Here is an 18,615-nt window from a genome sequence, read left to right as displayed (position 1 = left end):
TGGTTAGTTGTTATTCGTTATTAGTTATTGGTAATACAGTCATCGTAGGGTGTGCATTGGGCACCTTACCTAATTCAAGGGCAAATCGGTGGAATTCCATTTTTTGCGGATCGTTGTGCTTGCTATGACTTGATGGTGTTGAAAATCTTGCCAAGTGTCAGCGACCTAACGAATAATGAAACAGCGCTCATTATCCGTCAGCCGTTAACACTATTTGCGAGCTTTGTATAAGCGCACGAACAGTTTTTCCATTTCAATCCAGACAAACATTAGGGCGCTGAATCCGAAGCAAATCATCAATTCAAAAGGCGTTAAATAGTGAGTTCCGAAAAATGCTCTCAGCGGTGGAACGTAAATCAACATTAATTGCAAAGCAGTAGTCACAATCACAGCTCCCCACACAAAAACATTAGTGAAGGGATTTAACTCGATCGTTAGCTGAGTGTTAGATCGAATTGCGATCGCATGACCCATTTGCGCTAAACACAGAGTAGTAAATACCATGGTTTTCCAAGCATCTGGATCGCCGTGTCCGGGAGTGTGAGTATATCCGTAAGCCCAGGACATCATCGCGATCGTCAAAATTGCAAAGATAATCCCGATCCGAATCATGTAAGAACCCAAACCCCGGGCAAAAATACTTTCGCGCGGACTGAAAGGAGGTTTTCTCATCACGTTTGGTTCGGCTGGTTCCACGGCTAAGGCCAAAGCCGGAACGCCATCTGTTACTAAGTTCATCCACAAAATTTGGAGGGGCGTCAGCGGTACTCCTCCCAAACCCAATAAAGGTGCAGCGGCAATTGTCAAAACTTCGCCGATGTTGCTGCCCAAAATGTACTTAATAAAGCGGCGAATGTTGGTATAAACGACTCGCCCTTCTTCGGCGGCGGCGACAATAGTTGCGAAGTTGTCGTCGAGGAGTACCATATCGCTAGCTTCTTTACTGACATCGGTGCCGGTAATCCCCATTGCAATGCCGATATCGGCTTGTTTCAAGGCGGGCGCGTCGTTAACTCCGTCGCCTGTCATGGCGACAAATTTGCCTAAACTTTGCAAAGCTTGGACAATCCGCAATTTGTGTTCGGGGGAGACGCGGGCGTAAACGCTGACGTGTTCGACTTGTTGTTTTAGTTGTTCTTGACTGAGCTTTTCTAATTCTTGACCGGTGAGAACTCGATCGCCCTCTGTCGCAATACCTAAATCGTAGGCGATCGCCTGTGCCGTCAACTGGTGATCTCCTGTAATCATCACCACCCGAATCCCTGCATCGCGGCACTTCACCACGGCTTCCCGTACTTCCGGGCGCGGCGCGTCAAGCATACTGACGAGTCCCAGCCAAATCATCTCTTGTTCGCTGATTTCCTCGGAACCTTCGGGCGGCACGTTTTCCCAGATTTTGTATGCAAACCCGAGGACTCGCAAACCCCCGCTTGCCATGTTATTGTTTTCGGCGAGGATGCGATCGCGCATTTCCTGGTTTAAAGGTTGTACTCGATCGCCGACTATAATTCCTTGACAGCGCTCCAAAGTCAACTCGGGAGAACCTTTCGTCAGCATCAAATAATTCTGCTGCTGTCCGTTTGGTGCGGGAAAGCCCGAATGTCCCGAATGTCCGGGTACTTCGCAAATTACGCTCATCCGCTTGCGTTCGGAAGAAAAAGGAAACTCCGCCGTGCGCGGCAGCAATTGAGACTGTTTTTCCCTATAAATGCCTGCTTTTCCCGCTAAAGATAGCAGAGCTCCTTCCGTAGGATCGCCCAAAATCTTCCATTCTTGCTGTTCGTGCTGCAATACTGCGTCGTTGCAAACTGCACAAGCAATTAATAAAGATTCGAGTTCTGGATATTCTTCTAAATTATTAATTTGGGTCGAGGTATGCCGATCGGTAAAATCTCCGATCGGGGCATAGCCGTCGCCTGCAACACTGATAGTGCAGTCGCCTGTAGATAGTAGCTGCACTACCATTTTATTTTGAGTCAGAGTACCTGTTTTGTCGGAACAAATGGTTGTTACCGAACCCAAAGTTTCTACAGCCGGCAGTTTGCGAATTAGAGCGTTTCGCTTCACCATCCGCCTAGTTCCCAGCGCCAAAGTAACTGTGACGACGGCCGCAAGTCCTTCGGGAACGACAGCCACAGCCATGCTGAGAGAAACTTCTAACAATTCTTCAAATCTGCTGGTATCGAACCCAATGCTGCCGTTGTTGAAGGTAATCATCCCACCGATGACGACAATTGCCACTAAGCCTAGGGCGCCGGAGACTAGAACATTTCCCAACTGTCCCATCCGCTGTTGTAGGGGAGTTGGTTCGGTTTCTACTGACTGAAGCATGGCGGCAATTTTGCCCAATTCCGTTTGCATTCCGGTGTTGGTGACGATCGCCTTGGCCCGTCCCTGAACAACTTCTGTCCCCTGAAAAATCAGGTTGAGTCGATCGCCCAACGAAGCATCTTCGGGAAGTTCGAGATCGGCTTGTTTGGTAGCTGCGATCGCTTCTCCCGTCAAAGCAGATTCTCTGACTTGCAGGTTGGAAGCTTCGATCAAGCGCCCGTCTGCTGCTATTTTTACCCCAGCCTCCAACAGCATCACGTCTCCGGGTACGAGTTCCTTGGCTGCGATTTCCGAAGTTTTGCCGTCCCGCAGGACTCGGACTAGGGGGGAAGAGAGGTTTTTGAGGGCTGCGAGGGCTTTTTCGGCACTTTGCTCTTGGAAATAGCCGAGAATGCCGTTGAGTATGACGATCGCAAAAATGGCGATCGCATCTTTCGGAAAAGTATTTGACCTGATATCTAAGAATGCAGAAACCACCGCCACACCTATCAGCATCAACAACATGATGTTGGTGAACTGATCGACAAAAATCGACCAAGCACTGCGGCCTCCTGTTTCTTCGAGTTCATTGGGGCCGTATTGCTGCAAGCGTTCGGACACCTGTTGGCTGCTCAAGCCCCCGTCTTTGTTACTGCTTAGCTGCTGGAGGGTTTTATCAATTGGTACGGTGTGCCAAGAAGATGGAGAATTTGAAGACATAAATTACGATCGAGCATGGGGCAATTAGGGGACTGCGGCCGAACAAGTTACAGCCGATGAATGTGGCTGATGGCAGTAAAAGAGTTTTTAGTTTTGAGTTCTGAATCAAAAACTGCTGAACTTGAGACTCGTATTGGGCCCCGGTTCGATGCCGAGAGAGCAGGAAGCTGTCAACTTCACTGCGTCTGGCGGCTCTCTCGCACCGTTTGTAGACCTACCGCTGATAGCACTTATCCACCTTACAACTAAAAATTAGCAATTTCTCCGGCTTTTACCCAAGACCCAGCGGCTGAGTTTTGTCTTTAAATGGTGATATTTCGTTCAAAAGCTGAGGTTGTGCCGATCGCCCTGCCAATCTGTTGGATTTTACCAACACCACATTCTGCCGACATCCTGCATCGGACATAATTTTTGCTTTTTTCCCTATTCCCCCGGGCTTGTTTTAGCAAAACTTAAATTTTGTTAACTTTTCTTCACTATTCGGCTTTGCCCTGGGAAAGCCAACAGAGGCGATCGGCCCACGGGACAATTCAGGGCGATGGCAGAGTGACAAAAAGGGCGATCGAAGCCAACTCTAGACTTATGTTGTGCTGCATTTGAATTCTATATTTCAAGGGATCGAAACTCGTCAAATCCTTTCCCTGTCTGCCCTAATCCCCGAATCCCATCGGATTTTCTCCCCATCGAACCCTCGAATATCACAGACAATCTCTCGATCGGCAGTTTACCGCTGCAATCTGGCATCTATCCCAGGGATTAGATTTGCCACCACTTGCCCCACATCGATTTACCTTCTCACAGAAATAAGTTTTCGTAATAATTTGTAATAAACAAAGAGGAACCAGCATTGTATAAAGGTTATCAGAGGGTTGAAACGACAGGCGAAAGTTAACAAAAACACTGATTGACAAGGTTTGTCGCATCTCATAAAAGATGTAAAATTTTCTAAGGTTTCTTAAATGTCCGTTGCAATGTCACAATAGTGAAGGTAGCGGAAAGGGAGAGATCGAGCCGGCCAGCGCAGTAGCTGGCGTCAACCTTCAACCCTTGCAGGCCCAACAGCCTGAACAAATTTAACTTAACGGTTTTATACCGCAACCAAACTCAATTAACTCAAAGTAGGAGAGTTCGTTCATGTTTGACGCATTTACAAAAGTGGTTTCCCAAGCAGACGCTCGCGGCGAATTTTTGGCTGCTGGCCAACTAGATGCTCTCAGCAGCATGGTTTCTGACGCCAACAAGCGGATTGACGCAGTAAACCGCATCACCGGTAACGCATCCACAATCGTCGCTAATGCAGCTCGCTCTTTGTTTGCTGAACAGCCTCAGTTGATCGCCCCCGGTGGCAACGCATACACCAGCCGCCGCATGGCAGCTTGCTTGCGCGACATGGAAATCATCTTGCGCTACGTAACCTACGCCACATTTGCAGGCGACGCCAGCGTTTTGGACGATCGTTGCTTGAACGGTCTGCGCGAAACATACCAAGCTCTGGGAACTCCAGGTGCATCCGTTGCAACCGGCGTACAAAAAATGAAAGAAGCAGCGATCGCGCTTGCTAACGACCCCAACGGCATTACCCGTGGTGATTGCAGCTCGCTGATGTCCGAAATCGGCAGCTACTTCGACCGCGCAGCTAATGCAGTCGGCTAAAAATAGCGAGCCCGAACATTTCTTCCTGTAAAGAAGCGAGCGATCGCATTATTTGCAAGCAATCATTTTGGTACAAACAAAACAAAACATTAGGGAGACACCAGAACAATGAAAACCCCTTTGACTGAAGCAGTAACCGCCGCCGATTCTCAAGGTCGCTTCCTGAGCAGCACCGAATTGCAAGTAGCCTTCGGTCGTTTCCGCCAAGCAGCAGCAGGTTTGGAAGCAGCCAAGTCTTTGAGCGCCAACTCTGCGCGCTTGATCGACGGTGCAGCTCAAGCTGTGTACAACAAGTTCCCGTACACTCAACAAATGCAAGGGCCAAACTACGCTTCTACCTCAACCGGTAAAGCTAAGTGCTCCCGCGACATCGGCTACTACCTGCGGATGGTAACCTACTGCTTAGTTGCAGGCGGCACAGGTCCAATGGATGAGTACCTGATTGCAGGTATTGACGAAATCAACCGGACATTTGAATTGTCTCCTAGCTGGTATGTTGAAGCTCTCAAGTACATCAAAGCCAACCACGGTTTGAGTGGCGATGCTGCAACTGAAGCCAATTCCTACCTCGACTACGCAGTCAACGCTCTAAGCTAGATTTGCGTGATGCCCGGAAATGTAAGCTGCTGTTAGCTTGAGTGTTAACTGTTGTTTACGATTCCGGGCATCTGCGATCTTAGCGGAGTCTTCCAAATACTTTTTTCAGAACTTTTTAGTTTTTCAAGCATGAAAAGCAGAAAAGTTAGGAATAAAAGCATTTGAAAAAGCGAGACGAGTAGAACTGCGCCCTCGGTGGACGCAAGACGATGCGAAAGCAGTAATTTGTGTCGCTTACAGCCAAGTTTTCGGTAACGAGTATTTAATGTCGAGCGAACGAGTTACCAGTGCCAAATCTTTCCTGCTGGAAGGGCAGATTTCAGTTAAAGATTTTGTGCGGGAGTTCCTGAGTCCGAAACTTATAAAAAAAGTTCGGCAAGCGGAAAACGAGCGAGTCTTTAGACCTTCCATGAAAGCGGCACGGGCGGTTTTAACCGCCGTGAATCTTTCTTGATTTTTCACATTTTTAGCAGTGTAAAAAGGGCTTTTGCCGTTACACTCTATTGTTGGGATGGATACACAGGTGCAAACCTGAGAAGCAAATTCCTACCATATATTAAAGGTACGCGGGGACTCTCGCGTTACCAAGGGCTTAGCCCCTTAAACGCTTGAGGAGCTTGCCCAAAGGCAAGGATAGCAGCCCACCATTTTTTGGTAAGAGGATTGCGCCCAGGAACCCTAGCAATAGGGATATTAAGAACGAAATTTCTTAAGAATCTCAGTCGCGAAGAGCGCTGAGAGTGTCAACGGAAAAAGTTTTTTGAATCGAAGGTTCGGCGGCTAAGTTTTCACCCCAAGTGCGGTGTAGAACTACCGAATATCTCGTGTCTTACGATCGACTTTCGACCCGCTTGCAGCAAATCAACAAACGTGGTGGCAAAGTGGTAAGTATTACCACAGCTTAAAGTTTGTATGTAAAGATGTTTTTTGAAACGTCTTTAGCAAATTAGGATTAATTGATGTGTACATACAAGCTGCGCCGGGAGTGCACCCAAATTTGACACATCTTGGCCTTAGTCCTAAAAATCTCAAGTTCAACCAAGCTTTAAATTTTTGTTATTAATTTAGGAGAAAATCTGGTGGCTATTTCCACAGCAGCGTCCAGACTGGGAACATCCGCATTGAGCGATGCGCCGAAGGTAGAATTGCGCCCGAACTACACCAAAGACGACATTGAAACTGTGATTCGTGCAGTTTACCGTCAGGTGCTGGGCAACGACTATTTGATGAAATCCGAGCGCCTGACAAGTGCTGAATCTCTCCTGCGAGACGGCAGTTTAACGGTGCGAGAATTTGTGCGGGCAGTGGCAAAATCGGAACTGTACAAAACCAAGTTTTTGTACAGCAGCTTCCAAACTCGGACGATCGAACTAAACTACAAACACTTGCTCGGTCGCGCTCCCTACGACGAATCTGAAGTAATTTATCACTTAGATTTGTACCAAACAGAAGGCTACGATGCTGATATTGATTCTTACATCGATTCAGTAGAGTATCAAGAAAGTTTCGGTGATAATATCGTCCCTTACTACCGGGGCTTTAACACTCAGACAGGTCAAAAAACCGTTGGTTTTACCCGGATGTTCCGGCTATATCGCGGCTATGCCAACAGCGATACATCTCAACTCGAAGGAAATAACTCCCGCTTAGCTGTCGAATTAGGCACTAACAGCGCTACTGCTGTAGTTGGGCCTTCTGGTGGCAACGAAGGTTGGGCATACCGGTCTTCGACACAAAACGTAACTCCCAGCAGCGGTTTTGGTGGTGCGGCAGCTTACGGTAAAGAAGGGCGGCTTTTCCGCGTTGAAGTGTCGGGCATTCGGACGGGTGGCTATCCCAGGGTGCGCCACAGCAGCAAGGCGTTTATCGTACCTGGTGAGGATTTGTCCTCGCAAATGCAGAAATTTCAACGCTTGGGCGGGAAAATCGCCAGCATTACTCCAATTTAGTCGTTAGTCATCAGTTATTAGTGCTGTCCCCGCTCGCGAACAGTAGTCATCGGTCGTTAGTCATTAGTAAATTTACTAGAGATTAATGGCCATTGGCTAAGGTCTAATAGCTAGTGTAATCCGACTAGATGCAGAAATCAATTTTTTATGATTGTCCGGTTCTGTGCGATCGCAGAATCATTGCCTGCATCATCGTCGGATCATAATTAATAGCAAAGTCCGCTAGAACGGGCGATTTTAATCGCCGAGTTTCCCCAACCCGCGCAGGCGGGTTTCGTTTGTCTAGACGCGATTTCAATCGCCGAGTTTCCCCAACCCGCGCAGGCGGGTTTTGTTTGTCTAGCAGCGATTTCAATCGCCGATTTCCCTAATCACTATGAATTATGACTATGAATTATGATGAATCCGACTCACCACCAGCGGGTGTAGCTGAGGGCGAGTCTTTAACAATAGAACAGGCGATCGCAAATTTGCACTCCCAAGACTACAGTCTCCGCTATTATGCTGCTTGGTGGGTAGGCAGATTTCGAGTCAAGGAACCCGCAGCAATTGCAGCTTTGATTGCCGCCTTGCAAGAAGAATCAGAACAGACAAAAATCGGCGACTATTCCCTACTGCGAAATGCGGCACGAGCTCTAGGAAAATTGGGCGATAAACAAGCCTTGCCGGCGCTAACTCGCTGTTTGGAATGCGCGGATTATTACGTGCGGGAAGCGGCGGCTCAAGCTCTAGAAATGCTGGGCGATCGCGATTCCATTCCACCGCTGATGAAACTCTTAGATGGGGGCGTAGCTGTAGCCCTGCGAGTGCCTGGAAAATCGCACCTCGTGCAGCCTTACGACTCGGTAATTGAAGCTTTGGGTACGCTGGAAGCGACAGAGGCAATACCGCTAATTTCACCTTTTTTAGAGCATTCTGTGGAGCGGGTGCAGTACGCTTCGGCGCGAGCGATGTATCAGTTGACTGGCGATCGCATTTACGGAGAGCGGTTGGTAACTGCTTTGAATGGGGATAATTTGCAGTTGAGGCGATCGGCTTTGATGGACTTGGGGGCGATCGGCTATTTACCCGCAGCGCCAGCTATTGCTGAAACTTTAGCTGAAAATAGCATGAAATTGATTGCGCTAAAAGGAGTTTTGGAGCATCACCTCAATCAACAAGTATTACTATCTTTGTCAGATGAAGCTATCCAAGTTATGAACTTAATGGATAGTTTACTTTGAAAAAAATTCGTTCATAACTGCAATAGAATTGCTTTAGCGATTCTTAATTGTCTGGCGTATATTTAGGACATAGCAGATTTCAGGACACAGCGCCGTGCTCTTTCCCTACCCCCTATCTGTATTTCAGGCAGTTGAGAACTACTATTTTCTCCCTTTTATTCGGGTGAACCGATGGCTGATGATTTGATGGAATTAAAAACGAGGCTTTAGGTACGAATTTTTATAAATTTCAGTAAAAATACTGAGGTTTATAGCTGTAGTTGGTGAAATAGCTCGTGTTAAAATAATATTACCATCTGCATAAGTCCTCAGTTAAAAAAGTTTTGGTTTTGACTCCGGGCGATCGCGGAATGCTGGGAGATGGTTGTGTAGCAGCTAGAAGTATAAATCGGGTGATTCACCATGAGCAACGATCCTTTTGAAGTCCAGGTGCAACATTTTGCAGTGCTGAAGTCTAAGTATCAAGCAACAAAATATGAAGATTCATCTCCCTCTAGTCTTCTCTATCTCATTCTGCGAAAAGCTGATTTAGAATTTGAAATTACCGACTTCGAGTGGAATTGGTTATTAGAGCATGAGCTTTTGGAAACAATAGAAGCTATCGAGCAAGAGCCACTACGTAAGGCTGAAGAACCAAGAAAACTAGATGCTAAATTTTCTCAACTCAAGTCTAAGTTCAAAGTAACCAGACATCGCGATTTACGGCTATCCAGTCCTTTGTATCCTATCCTTTGGAAACTTGACTCAGAAAATAAGCTAACTGACTTAGAAGTTAAATACCTGCAAGAACAGGGGCTTACTGAAATAGTTGCTATTGTTGAAGAGATGGCGCGATTTGCTGCACTAAAGGCTAAGTACCGAGCAACTCAATATCCAGATTGTTCACTGGATAGCCCCTTGTATCAAATCCTCAAGCAACTGGATGCAGGAGAAATATTAAGTGATGTAGAGGCTAACTGGCTTGTCAATAACAAACTGGTGGATACTCTCGAAATTTTTGGGCAACAAAAAGCTGTATGGGAAGCTGAATTTGCCCAACTCAAGGATAAGTACAAAGCTAGTGAATACCCAGAAACATCTGCATCAAGTCCGCTCTATCAAGTCCTGAAAAATCTTGAGGTAGATCAGCAGTTGAGCGAGTCAGAACTTAACTGGCTGGAAGAGCATCAACTTAGCGAAACGCTTAATCTTGTTTTGGAGATAGAACAGACACGACACTTTGCTGAACTGAAAGTTAAGTATAAAGCTAATGAATCTGAGGATTCATCCCTCTCTAGCCATCTGTATAAAGTTCTTAAAAAAATTGATTTAGACAATCAGCTAGGTGAGCAGGATATTAACTTTCTTAAAAAGCGTAAACTGACTGAGACAATTACTCTTGCGCTTGACAAATATGCGGCTATTCTCAAGTCTAAGATCAAATCGGGAGAGCAGTTAAGTGAGGCTGATATTGATTGGTTGCAAAAGAATGGACGTGAGGATATAATTACTTTTGCACAAGAAAAGAAATTTGCTGCTCTCAAGGTCAAGTATCGGATTATAGATCGTGATTTCCCCTTCGATCCGTTTTACGCAATTATGGTAAAATTGGAGAAAGAAGAGCGTCTAGATCCTGTGTTAGTTGTTCAGTTAATACAACAAAAACTTTTAGCTAGTCATGGAAGGATTGCTATAGCGTACCACAGGCTTGAAGCGTGTTTCTATGAGCAGGAATATGAGCGCACTGGAAACAAATGGAACTTGCCCAACGCCAGCAGTCATTGGCGCAAGGCAGATGAACCAAACAGTGCATTGAAGGTGACAGAAAATCTGGACTTCGACCAAATCAAAGAAAATAAGCTCAAGTCAGCTTTGCTAACAACGAGGGGCGGTGCTTTCCGAGATATTCATAAACTAGGTGATGCTGAAAAGTGCGCGCTCAAAGCTATTGAGTATCAGCCTCAGAGTCATCATCCTTACACTTTGATGGGAGCTATTTGTTTTGAGCGGAGTCAATTTTCAGAGGGTGAGCGTTGGTTTAAGGAGGCAATTAAACGCGGTGCTGAATCAGAAGATATAGATTCCGAACTCAAGCAGGTTGTCAAAAATACTAAGGATGAGAATAAGCGTCGGCAAGTTGTGGAATATCTGCTTAAAAAAGATCCGCAGCGCTATGCTTGGGCTAAGGCTTATAGGAAGCGTCAAGAGGGTGAGGATGCACAGCGCAAGAATTCCTAGCGCAGGTATGGAGTCGAGTTTTTGGCGAATTCGACTCTTTAACCAAGATTGTCCTATTTCGAGCTGGGGAAGCTTTTCAAGTTAATCACCGCTCCTTACCCACGCAACAAAAAGTTCGATCGCGCGATCGACCCAACATACAATTACAATGGTCACGGTAAATACTATAAATAAATGGCATTAGAACTAATTCGCGCCGTCGAACAAGCAGATTCTTCCGAAGGCTTGTTAAACGCAGTCAAAGCACTGGCGGCTGCTGACTCAAAAGCAGCAATTCCTACCTTAATTACAGTCCTCGGCTACAACAACCCAGGTGCCGCCGTGGCCGCCGTTGACGGACTAATTCAACTCGGAGAACCTGCGGTGCTGCCGCTGCTAGAACAGCTTGACGGCTACAATTACGGAGCGAGAGCTTGGGCTGTTCGGGCTTTGGCGGGAATTGGCGATCCTAGGGGTTTAGAGATTTTGCTGGATGCGGCGGCGAATGACTTTGCTTTGAGCGTGCGGCGGGCGGCGGCTAGGGGTTTGGGGACGATTTGCTGGGAATTGATGCCGACAGAACAAGTTTTAGAGGCTCAAAATCGCACTGTGAAAACGCTGCTGCAAGCGTCCCGAGATCCGGAATGGGTGGTTCGCTACGCAGCGGCGGGAGGTTTGCAAGCTTTGGCTGGTGCTGCGACTGTTAAACCGGATTGGTTAGCGGAAGTTTCGGCAAAACTTGAGGAAATAGCCCAAAGCGATGAAACTTTGGCAGTTAGAGCCCGGGCTTTGCTTGCTAAGGAAAAATTGTCATTTGGCTAGGGTTTGGGCGATCGTCTCTTCCAAGTCCCTTTGTGTGAGAGTGGTTAATATAAAGACTTCTTGTACGGTTTTGCCCTGTCTGGCAATGATTTTAAATCCCCCGCGAATGGGCACTGACACTCTTAATGTCATGTGGGGGATGTGTCCTTTAACTTTGTTAATGACACCTGGGGTAACGGTTTGAATGCCCATTCTGAGAGTCAGGCGCTCTAAAATTGGTATCAAACCGGGAAGGTGGGTAGAGTGATTCCAAACTAGGCGGCCTTTGGGTTGTGCCTTCATGACTTTTTTACCAAATCAACATACCCAGTCTAAGTCACCTCCGGCTGGAACCAATTTGATATTCCCTGAATTTATGTATCAGTAATGTTACTGCGGGCGTCATTGGGAGCAAAGCGATGCAATCTCAAAGCGAGATTTTTGATTCCTGGCGCGCGAGCTGAGATTTGAGCGCGCGGAATTGTCTTGTATTTTTTGATATTTTGGGTTGGTAACTGTCGGTTTTTCTAGTTGAGTTGCGATCGCCCCGAGGATTTCTGTCATGCTGCAAGGTTTCTTGAGATAGCCGTCTGCTTTGAGTTCGAGGGCTTTTTCCATTTCGGAGGCTGTCAGAAAAATAAACGGAATGCTGGCGGTTACAGGGTGCGATCGCAAAATCGCGAAAACTTCAAAGCCGTTGAATTCCGGCATCATGACATCAGACAAGATTAGATCGGGAATTTGGGCGATCGCTAACTCGACACCAAGTTTTCCGTTTTCGGCGCCGACAGCTTCAAAATCGCCCAAGTTCAGAATTTCTAAAACGGTTTCTCGGATTAAGTTATTGTCTTCAATTACTAATATTTTTGGCATTTGTTGGGTCTGGCTATTTATTTTGTTTGTATTTCTATGTGATAATTTTCCCAGATGGCTGTTAATAAATTCAATAGGGTTATTGCAAAAAACCGTTTTTTATGGGTTAAGTGCTCTCTCGTCTCCGCTGGTATCGCAAGTGTTAAAAATCTCCGGTAAAACTCTGCCATTGAAACCGTTAGAGAGTCAAAGTCTCCTCCCATCAGAGGGAGACTAAAGAATCAAGAGGATACCAAAACAGTAATTAGTATCATTTGTTACACGGTATCTAAGTTCTATAAAAATTGTTCAGTCGCGCGGCGGATTAAGTTTTTTTCAAAAATAATTGGTTGAAAGCCTCTCCCTTTGAGGGAGAAATAAAAATCAGACTATTCATTACTCGAATCCTCGGACTTCTAGGTAGAGGTCGCTCTCAAACTGTCAACTGTCAACTGTCAACTGTCAACTGTTGAACAAATCCTGGTTTACTACCAGGCGAGCATCGAGAATCTCACTTTTGTAAAAAAATACAAAACTGAGATGCTCCGACTACTGAACGCTGATTTTTCTCCTCTCTCTATTCAACAATAGAGGGGTTTTTAACCCGGATTTTGCACTAAGCTGTTGTGCATTTAAATTGTATATTTCGAGTACCGAACAACAATCGTCAAATCCTGTCCTTATCGGACTCTGAATTACCATACACAATCTAGATGCACAACAGCTTACTCGACTCGATCGGAGTTCGCGTTAGCCGTGCAGCGGCGAAGATAATCGTTGAAATGCTCTTGTTCTTCGCTGCTAAAGTCGGACAAGATTTGTGCTTCAATCTCATTGGCAATACGATCGCCCTCGCGCAGCAGTGCTTCACCACTCGGGGTAATGTAGCTTTTGACCGATCGACCCCGCGAAGGTGCGCGGCGAAAAATTAGCCCTGCTTGTTCCAAACGTTGCAACATGGTTGCTACCGCTTGGGGACTCACGCGGGCAAAGCGGGCGATGTCCGCACCGTTTGCCCCCGGATGTTCCCGCAAAATTCGCAGCGTGTCCCACTGCGGCCCGCTCAGCCCGTAGGCCGAGAGCCTTGTCTCGAAAGCAGCGTTAACTGCCCAGTAGCTTTGCAGAAAATTGATGATTGTGGACTTATTGGAGGATTGATTCACTTCGACTTCGTGCTTGAGGCAAGCTGTGACGGGCATTTATCTTACATTCTGACTTTTTTTGCACAAAGTTTCTGATTCTGGTTGCATATCTCAATATGTTGATATATGATGGCAAATATCAACATATTGAGATACGTCGAGTTCCTGTTAAGGCTGCATTCCGCGCGCAGATGCCGCCTGAGGATTGCTCGCAACCAGAATCCACATGAACCTTAACTTACTGTCAAAGTCAAGTAGATGGACGATCGCCCCAATCTTAGCCGCGATTGCGATTACAGGCGGAGGGGCTTTCTATGCAATCCAGCAGTTTGGGCCGACGAGTAAACCCTCTGAATTAGCACCGACGCTTCCCATCCCGAAGCAAGTTGTGACTTTGGGGCGTTTAGAACCGGTGGGCGAAGTAATTCGCGTGTCGGTACCAGCGGTGATGAGCAACGATCGCATATCTCAACTGCTGGTGCAGCGGGGCGATCGGGTTGAGGCCGATCGGGCGATCGCAGTTATGGACTCGCGCGATCGGCTGGAAGATGAAGTGCAACAAGCCAAAGAACAAGTTAATATCGCTCGCGCAAAGCTAGCTCAAGTTAAAGCAGGAGCGAAACCGGGCGAAATTGCAGCGCGGCGGGCAACGGTTTCTCGCTTGCAAGCAGAACTTGCAGGACAAATTAGCGCTCAGCGAGCCGAAATTGCTCGTTTGACGGCTCAATTGGAAGGGGAAAGTACGGCTCAGGAAGCGGCGATCGATCGCTTGCGAGCCGAACTGCAAGGACAGAAACAAGCTTTGAAGGCAACAGTCGATCGAGTTGGGGCGGAGACGCGAAATGCTCGATCGGACTTGCAGCGCTACGAATCGCTGTACCGAGAAGGCGCTGTTTCTAGTCAAGAAGTCGATCGCAAACGCCTGAGTGCGGAAACTTCCGCGCAACAATTTTTGGAAAGTCAAGCAAATCGATCGAGGGCGATCGCAACTTTGGCAGAACAAATTAATGAAGCCAAAGCCAACCGAGACAAAACAATCGCAACTTTGGCAGAACAAATTAATGAAGCCAAAGCCAACCGAGACAAAACAATCGCAACTTTGGCAGAACAAATTAACGAAGCCAAAGCAACGCTTTCACAAACAGCAGAAGTTCGCTTCACCGACGTACAAGCAGCAGCAGCAGAAGTTAGCAACGCTCGTGCCTCTCTCAAACGCGCTGAAACTTCCTTAACAAAAGCCTACATCCGCACTCCCGCAGCAGGTCGCATTCTCGAAATTTACGCCAAACCGGGAGAAGTTGTTGGCTCAAAAGGTATCGCCGATTTGGGTCAAACCGATCGAATGCAAGTAGTTGCAGAAGTCTATCAAACTGATATCAGCAAAATTCGTACTGGTCAAAAAGTTATTATTACCAGTCAATCATTCAGTGGTGAAATATCTGGAATAGTTAGACAAATTGGACTGCAAGTTACTCAGCAAGAAATTAGCAGCAATACACCTGGAGAGAATCTAGACCGTCGAGTAGTAGAAGTCAGAATTAACCTGAATGCTGAAGGTAGTAAGCGAGTTGCAGATTTGACTAACTTGCAAGTTCAGGTAGCCATTGATTTTTAGCTTTTCCATGAATATCAACTCATCAACTTTAACAAAAATGCTAAAATCTTTTCGCAGAACACCCCTAGCATGGCTTCAGGTCAAACGAGAAAAACAGCGACTTGCTGTAGCCTTGGCAGGAATTGCTTTTGCTGATGTCTTGATGTTTGTCCAACTCGGACTCAATGATACACTCTACGAATCTGCCGCTAGCATTCAAAACCTATTACACGGCGATTTATTCCTAATCAATCCCATATCTGAAACCGTAGTATCACTGAAATCTTTTCCCAAAGAACGGCTATATCAAGCAGCAGGCTTTGAGGCCGTCAAATCAATCAATCACGTATACATGGGTAGCTCTCAATGGCAAAATCCCGAACAAAAAGAACAGGAACGCATAGTTTTAACTATTGGATTAGACCCAGCAAAATCAGCATTTAACTTACCAGAAGTGAATCAGCAAGCCGATCGAATTAAACCTTTAGATCGAGTGCTTTTTGACAGAGCTAGTCGCGCTGAATTTGGAGATATTACCAGTCTTTTCAAGCAATCCAATCCGCTCTCCGTACAAGTTAATGACAGACAGCTATGGGTTACAGGATTATTTAATCTTGGAGTATCCTTTGGGGCTAGCGGTACTATGTTTGTCAGTGATTCTACTTTTTTACATCTATTTCCCGATCGCAGATCCGATCGAATAGATGTCGGTTTAATCGAATTACAGCCGGGCGCAAACCTCAAGCAACTGCAAGCAGCACTCCGAAACCACTTGCCAGCCGATGTTTTGGTACTGACGCGCACTGAATTTGGCGATCGCGAAAAGAAATATTGGTCTAGCAGTACCCCAACCGGCTTTATTTTTGGATTTGGAACAGTGATTGGTTTTATTGTCGGGATTGTGATTGTTTATCAGATTCTCTATTCCGACGTATCCGATCACTTACCTGAATACGCTACCCTCAAAGCGATGGGCTACAGCGATTCTTACTTAGTTGGTATCCTGATTCAAGAATCTTTGATTCTGGCATTTTTGGGTTTTATACCAGGATTTATTCTTTCATCTGGATTGTATGTGATTGCTGGAATTGCTACCCTATTGCCGATTGGCATGACTTTTAATCGAGCTATTTTAGTGCTGGTTTTAACTATTATCATGTGTACCGTTTCTGGCACTGTTGCTATGGGCAAATTGCAGGGAGCCGATCCGGCTGATATTTTCTGAAATATTCCCACCATCAAAGTGTTTGTATTTAGGAGTTTATTTCTCAGATTCCGGAAATCTGAATTACTCGCTAAAAATTGACTTGTAACTTCATGTATTCTTTCTGAGATTTATCGCAATGATGCAAAATTTAAATCCCTCAAATCAGATTGATGTATCGGCATCAAATAAGCCTGTAATTTCTGCTTGCAACCTAAATCACTACTTTGGCGATGGAGAACTTCGCAAACAGGTTTTATTTGAAATAAATCTCGATATTAATCCAGGTGAAATTGTGATTATGACCGGGCCTTCGGGTTCTGGAAAAACAACTTTACTAACGTTGATGGGAGGTTTGCGATCGGCACAATCTGGTAGCCTGAAAATTCTTGAACAGGAGATTTGCGGTGCAAGCAAGCAGCAAATGATGTATTTGCGGCGCCAGATAGGTTATATTTTTCAGGCACATAACTTGCTGACTTTTTTAACTGCCAAGCAGAACGTCCGAATGTCTCTGGAATTGCACGACGATCGCCTGGGAGAAGATATCGATCGAATGTCTGCTAATATTCTTGAAGAAGTTGGGCTGGGACATCGCATTGATTACTATGCGGACAATCTTTCTGGAGGACAAAAACAGCGCGTAGCCATTGCCAGGGCTTTGGTAAGTCGTCCCAAGATTATTTTAGCTGATGAACCAACTGCTGCACTTGATAAAAAGTCGGGTCGAGATGTGGTAGAAATGATGCAGAAGCTGGCTAAGCAACAGGGTTGCACAATTTTGTTAGTAACGCACGATAACCGGATTTTAGATATTGCCGATCGCATTGTTCTGATGGAAGATGGTCGTCTGACCAAAGATAATGCTTTGTAAAGTTACTATTCACAAACTTCTGGCGATCGGGTAGAATACAGCTTAATACCGTTCAGTTAAGACCGATCGCCCCTAACCCCTCTTAAAAAGGGTGGGACAAGAACTTGCTCAAAGTCCCCTACTACCAACGGTATTTAGGGGATATCCGGGGGAGCAACAGTGTTAAATGAACTTTATTGAAATATAACTTGGTATATCACGATTTTTTGAGGAAAAGGATATGTCAGAATTTTTAGACTTTCTCAGACATCAGTTTGCCTACGTTGCCATTGGCGAATTTAAACCAGGAAAATTCAAAGAAGCCGAAGAACTTTTTGGCAAAGCGGTTGCGACTTATGCCACAGGTTTTAAGGGAGCATACCTGCTGCAATTGCCCAATACAGACAAAGGTATTGCCATCATTTTTTGGGAAAGCGTAGAAGAGATGGCTGCCAATCAAAGCGAATCTTATCAGCAAATATTGAAGCAGATGACGCCTTTGTTTGCAAAAATTCCCGACACTGATGTTTATGAAATTGTCAGTGAAATTAAGCAGAAAAGTGAATAATTAAAAATTTGGCAATCGGCGCGTCATTCCCATTCCCATCGGCGTCTTGCGCCCGACTCCGCTGTAAAGTGCAAAATCTGCTAAAGCGTTAATTTGCTTGACAGCAAGCGGATTGACATCTCCCATAATTCGGTAACTAACCTCGCCGACGCAACCAATAAATTTACTGCGAGAATCCGTACAAACTTCGGTGCGGATATCGAAGAAACTGGGAAAAATAGCTTCTGTGAAAGTAGATTCGATCGCAATTTCGCTATACTTGTTCCAACGATTTGCCAAACTGCCAAACACACTTTCTCTACTTGGCATCGCACTATCGTACACGCCTTGCCGAAAATTAGTAGGAGTGCAGAAGGTAAACGCAATTTGGCGCTCAGTTTCCGAAGCTTTGTCAAACAATTCGGCGTAACTGGAAAAGTTTACCCACGGCTGGTTTGCAGTGGGTTGGCTGACAATGTTAGTCACGTACAAATCTGTCGGGCCCAGATGCCACGGGCGCTCGAAGTTGAGTTGCTGCCACAGTTGAGTTAGGCGATCGAACAAACCGTCATCCAGCAGAGAAATGCGCCACCAAATCGCTGTATTTTCCCCAATTGCTTGCTTGTGTTCCCACTGTAGGGCCTGCAAAATAGTGCGCGCAGCCGGAGGCAAAACTCTCTTTTGTGGCTGTGGGTTGCTAGTTTTGTAAGTTTCTTTTCTGCTTACTTGGAAAGGGCTTAATGTGAAAGCTTTTTCGTTTGATTGGTCGTGCAGGTACGCGCTCAAATCGCTGTCTACAGCACTCACAAGGTTGAGAAATAAGGCGTGGAGATGCCGTCCCGTTAAAAATTGGGATGGGATTGGTGCAACTGGCAGTAGGTTTAAAATCAGGCTGTGAGGCATCTTTTAATTATATAGCTTTTTTCAAAAAAATAAGTTAGGATTTTAGATTTTAAATTTAAGATTTGTATCTA

General features: G+C 45.9%; 19 protein-coding genes. 13 read left to right on the top strand and 6 right to left on the bottom strand.

The window, feature by feature from the left end:
• Nucleotides 1-210: 210 nt before the first annotated feature.
• Nucleotides 211-3,030 (bottom strand): cation-transporting P-type ATPase, encoded by a 2,820-nt coding sequence (locus tag JGK36_RS16345; protein WP_293184156.1) that lies wholly within the window; start codon nt 3,028-3,030, stop codon nt 211-213.
• A 271-nt stretch (nt 3,031-3,301) separates the two neighbouring features.
• Nucleotides 3,302-3,436 (bottom strand): hypothetical protein, encoded by a 135-nt coding sequence (locus JGK36_RS16340; protein WP_293184154.1) that lies wholly within the window; start codon nt 3,434-3,436, stop codon nt 3,302-3,304.
• Nucleotides 3,437-3,489: 53 nt separating this feature from the next.
• Between JGK36_RS16340 and JGK36_RS16335 the strand changes: the two genes are divergently transcribed.
• The 9 genes from JGK36_RS16335 (at nt 3,490) to JGK36_RS16295 (ending at nt 11,470) form a co-directional block, all read left to right on the top strand.
• Nucleotides 3,490-3,630 (top strand): hypothetical protein, encoded by a 141-nt coding sequence (locus JGK36_RS16335; RefSeq protein WP_293184152.1) that lies wholly within the window; start codon nt 3,490-3,492, stop codon nt 3,628-3,630.
• 534 nt (nt 3,631-4,164) lie between these two features.
• A complete protein-coding gene (locus JGK36_RS16330) occupies nt 4,165-4,683 on the top strand; it encodes a phycocyanin subunit beta (RefSeq protein ID WP_293184150.1) in 519 nt (172 codons plus the stop codon).
• 108 nt (nt 4,684-4,791) lie between these two features.
• Nucleotides 4,792-5,280, top strand: coding sequence for a phycocyanin subunit alpha (cpcA, locus tag JGK36_RS16325; RefSeq protein WP_293184148.1), 489 nt, complete (start codon nt 4,792-4,794; stop codon nt 5,278-5,280).
• 151 nt (nt 5,281-5,431) lie between these two features.
• Nucleotides 5,432-5,734, top strand: a complete 303-nt coding sequence (locus JGK36_RS16320; RefSeq protein ID WP_363319182.1) for a phycobilisome rod-core linker polypeptide — start codon at nt 5,432-5,434, stop codon at nt 5,732-5,734.
• Between the two features lie 343 nt (nt 5,735-6,077).
• Nucleotides 6,078-6,185 carry a phycobilisome linker polypeptide gene (locus JGK36_RS16315; protein ID WP_293184146.1) on the top strand — a complete coding sequence of 36 codons (108 nt, stop codon included), beginning with the start codon at nt 6,078-6,080 and terminating at the stop codon, nt 6,183-6,185.
• A gap of 174 nt (nt 6,186-6,359) precedes the next feature.
• Nucleotides 6,360-7,229 carry a phycobilisome linker polypeptide gene (locus tag JGK36_RS16310; protein ID WP_293184144.1) on the top strand — a complete coding sequence of 290 codons (870 nt, stop codon included), beginning with the start codon at nt 6,360-6,362 and terminating at the stop codon, nt 7,227-7,229.
• A gap of 383 nt (nt 7,230-7,612) precedes the next feature.
• On the top strand, nt 7,613-8,452 hold the full coding sequence (locus JGK36_RS16305; RefSeq protein ID WP_293189842.1) for a HEAT repeat domain-containing protein: 840 nt from the start codon (nt 7,613-7,615) through the stop codon (nt 8,450-8,452).
• A 402-nt stretch (nt 8,453-8,854) separates the two neighbouring features.
• Nucleotides 8,855-10,669 (top strand): hypothetical protein, encoded by a 1,815-nt coding sequence (locus tag JGK36_RS16300; protein ID WP_293197504.1) that lies wholly within the window; start codon nt 8,855-8,857, stop codon nt 10,667-10,669.
• A gap of 174 nt (nt 10,670-10,843) precedes the next feature.
• Complete coding sequence (locus JGK36_RS16295) at nt 10,844-11,470, top strand: HEAT repeat domain-containing protein (protein ID WP_293197502.1); 627 nt, start codon at nt 10,844-10,846, stop codon at nt 11,468-11,470.
• Here JGK36_RS16295 and JGK36_RS16290 read toward each other — a convergent pair.
• The 3 genes from JGK36_RS16290 to JGK36_RS16280 all read right to left on the bottom strand — a co-directional run bounded on the left by JGK36_RS16290 (nt 11,459) and on the right by JGK36_RS16280 (nt 13,500).
• Nucleotides 11,459-11,752 carry a DUF2103 domain-containing protein gene (locus JGK36_RS16290; protein WP_293197500.1) on the bottom strand — a complete coding sequence of 98 codons (294 nt, stop codon included), beginning with the start codon at nt 11,750-11,752 and terminating at the stop codon, nt 11,459-11,461. The genes JGK36_RS16295 and JGK36_RS16290 overlap by 12 nt on opposite strands.
• A gap of 99 nt (nt 11,753-11,851) precedes the next feature.
• A complete protein-coding gene (locus tag JGK36_RS16285; RefSeq protein WP_293197498.1) occupies nt 11,852-12,322 on the bottom strand; it encodes a response regulator in 471 nt (156 codons plus the stop codon).
• 704 nt (nt 12,323-13,026) lie between these two features.
• Nucleotides 13,027-13,500 carry a MarR family winged helix-turn-helix transcriptional regulator gene (locus tag JGK36_RS16280; protein ID WP_293197497.1) on the bottom strand — a complete coding sequence of 158 codons (474 nt, stop codon included), beginning with the start codon at nt 13,498-13,500 and terminating at the stop codon, nt 13,027-13,029.
• A 169-nt stretch (nt 13,501-13,669) separates the two neighbouring features.
• On the opposite strand from JGK36_RS16280, the gene JGK36_RS16275 reads away from it, so the two are divergent.
• The 4 genes from JGK36_RS16275 to JGK36_RS16260 all read left to right on the top strand — a co-directional run bounded on the left by JGK36_RS16275 (nt 13,670) and on the right by JGK36_RS16260 (nt 17,662).
• Nucleotides 13,670-15,058 carry an HlyD family efflux transporter periplasmic adaptor subunit gene (locus JGK36_RS16275; protein WP_293197496.1) on the top strand — a complete coding sequence of 463 codons (1,389 nt, stop codon included), beginning with the start codon at nt 13,670-13,672 and terminating at the stop codon, nt 15,056-15,058.
• 37 nt (nt 15,059-15,095) lie between these two features.
• Entirely contained in the window at nt 15,096-16,262 is a 1,167-nt protein-coding gene (gene devC / locus JGK36_RS16270) for an ABC transporter permease DevC (RefSeq protein ID WP_293197495.1), read from the top strand.
• A 121-nt stretch (nt 16,263-16,383) separates the two neighbouring features.
• Entirely contained in the window at nt 16,384-17,115 is a 732-nt protein-coding gene (locus tag JGK36_RS16265) for a DevA family ABC transporter ATP-binding protein (RefSeq protein WP_293197508.1), read from the top strand.
• 220 nt (nt 17,116-17,335) lie between these two features.
• The gene (locus JGK36_RS16260; RefSeq protein ID WP_293184132.1) at nt 17,336-17,662 is read left to right on the top strand and encodes an antibiotic biosynthesis monooxygenase; all 327 of its coding nucleotides are present in this window, start codon (nt 17,336-17,338) and stop codon (nt 17,660-17,662) included.
• On the opposite strand, the gene cas6 is transcribed toward JGK36_RS16260, so the two are convergent.
• Nucleotides 17,663-18,544: a CRISPR-associated endoribonuclease Cas6 gene (cas6, locus tag JGK36_RS16255; RefSeq protein ID WP_293197493.1), complete on the bottom strand. Its 882-nt coding sequence runs from the start codon at nt 18,542-18,544 to the stop codon at nt 17,663-17,665.
• Nucleotides 18,545-18,615: the final 71 nt, after the last annotated feature.

This window comes from Microcoleus sp. PH2017_35_SFW_U_B (assembly GCF_020737865.1).
Lineage (GTDB): Bacteria > Cyanobacteriota > Cyanobacteriia > Cyanobacteriales > Microcoleaceae > Microcoleus.
The sequence above is the reverse complement of the archived record's forward strand: the minus strand, read 5'-3'. Positions and strand labels throughout refer to the sequence as shown.

Bases quoted from the DNA above. Each gene is read 5' to 3' on its own strand.
- JGK36_RS16345 (WP_293184156.1), bottom strand. From the start codon at position 3,030: ATGTCTTCAAATTCTCCATCTTCTTGGCACACCGTACCAATTGATAAA.
- JGK36_RS16340 (WP_293184154.1), bottom strand. From the start codon at position 3,436: ATGTCCGATGCAGGATGTCGGCAGAATGTGGTGTTGGTAAAATCCAAC.
- JGK36_RS16330 (WP_293184150.1), top strand. From the start codon at position 4,165: ATGTTTGACGCATTTACAAAAGTGGTTTCCCAAGCAGACGCTCGCGGC.
- cpcA (WP_293184148.1), top strand. From the start codon at position 4,792: ATGAAAACCCCTTTGACTGAAGCAGTAACCGCCGCCGATTCTCAAGGT.
- JGK36_RS16305 (WP_293189842.1), top strand. From the start codon at position 7,613: ATGACTATGAATTATGATGAATCCGACTCACCACCAGCGGGTGTAGCT.
- JGK36_RS16300 (WP_293197504.1), top strand. From the start codon at position 8,855: ATGAGCAACGATCCTTTTGAAGTCCAGGTGCAACATTTTGCAGTGCTG.
- JGK36_RS16295 (WP_293197502.1), top strand. From the start codon at position 10,844: ATGGCATTAGAACTAATTCGCGCCGTCGAACAAGCAGATTCTTCCGAA.
- JGK36_RS16290 (WP_293197500.1), bottom strand. From the start codon at position 11,752: ATGAAGGCACAACCCAAAGGCCGCCTAGTTTGGAATCACTCTACCCAC.
- JGK36_RS16285 (WP_293197498.1), bottom strand. From the start codon at position 12,322: ATGCCAAAAATATTAGTAATTGAAGACAATAACTTAATCCGAGAAACC.
- JGK36_RS16280 (WP_293197497.1), bottom strand. From the start codon at position 13,500: ATGCCCGTCACAGCTTGCCTCAAGCACGAAGTCGAAGTGAATCAATCC.
- JGK36_RS16275 (WP_293197496.1), top strand. From the start codon at position 13,670: ATGAACCTTAACTTACTGTCAAAGTCAAGTAGATGGACGATCGCCCCA.
- devC (WP_293197495.1), top strand. From the start codon at position 15,096: ATGCTAAAATCTTTTCGCAGAACACCCCTAGCATGGCTTCAGGTCAAA.
- JGK36_RS16265 (WP_293197508.1), top strand. From the start codon at position 16,384: ATGCAAAATTTAAATCCCTCAAATCAGATTGATGTATCGGCATCAAAT.
- JGK36_RS16260 (WP_293184132.1), top strand. From the start codon at position 17,336: ATGTCAGAATTTTTAGACTTTCTCAGACATCAGTTTGCCTACGTTGCC.
- cas6 (WP_293197493.1), bottom strand. From the start codon at position 18,544: ATGCCTCACAGCCTGATTTTAAACCTACTGCCAGTTGCACCAATCCCA.